Origin of the sequence: Mycolicibacterium xanthum (assembly GCF_019710635.1) — a bacterium.
In the GTDB taxonomy this organism is placed as follows: domain Bacteria; phylum Actinomycetota; class Actinomycetes; order Mycobacteriales; family Mycobacteriaceae; genus Mycobacterium; species Mycobacterium xanthum.
In genome coordinates, this window is the sequence record NZ_JAIFZS010000081.1 from 1 (window position 1) to 489 (window position 489).

1 protein-coding gene is annotated in these 489 nt (G+C 70.6%); it reads left to right on the forward strand.

Translation table 11 applies throughout. The features are described from left to right. The coding region (locus JDV09_RS24420; protein ID WP_221371729.1) for a phosphopantetheine-binding protein at nt 1-489 on the forward strand (489 nt) is incomplete at both ends.

Below are 489 nucleotides of genomic sequence, written 5' to 3' on the forward strand. Positions count from 1 at the left end.
CCTCGACCTGGAAGCCGACCTCGGCGTCGACACCGTCAAACAGGCCGAGATCTTCGCCGCCGTGCGCCAACAGTTCGGCGTGGAACGCGACGACGCCCTCAAACTGCGCGACTTCCCCACCCTGACCCACGTCATCGGCTGGATCCGCGACAAAACCGGAACCCCCGCACCGGCCCCGGCCGCAGCGGTTGAGGTTCCCGCCCCGGCCGCACCGGCCGCGCCCACCCAAACCCCGGCCGCGGCCGCCCCCGCCGAAACCCCCGCACCGGCCGCACCCGCCGGCGACGAGATGACCGACACCATCGTCGGCATCGTCTCCGAACTCACCGGCTACCCACCGGATCTGCTCGACGTCGGCCTCGACCTGGAAGCCGACCTCGGCGTCGACACCGTCAAACAGGCCGAGATCTTCGCCGCCGTGCGCCAACAGTTCGGCGTGGAACGCGACGACGCCCTCAAACTGCGCGACTTCCCCACCCTGACCCACGT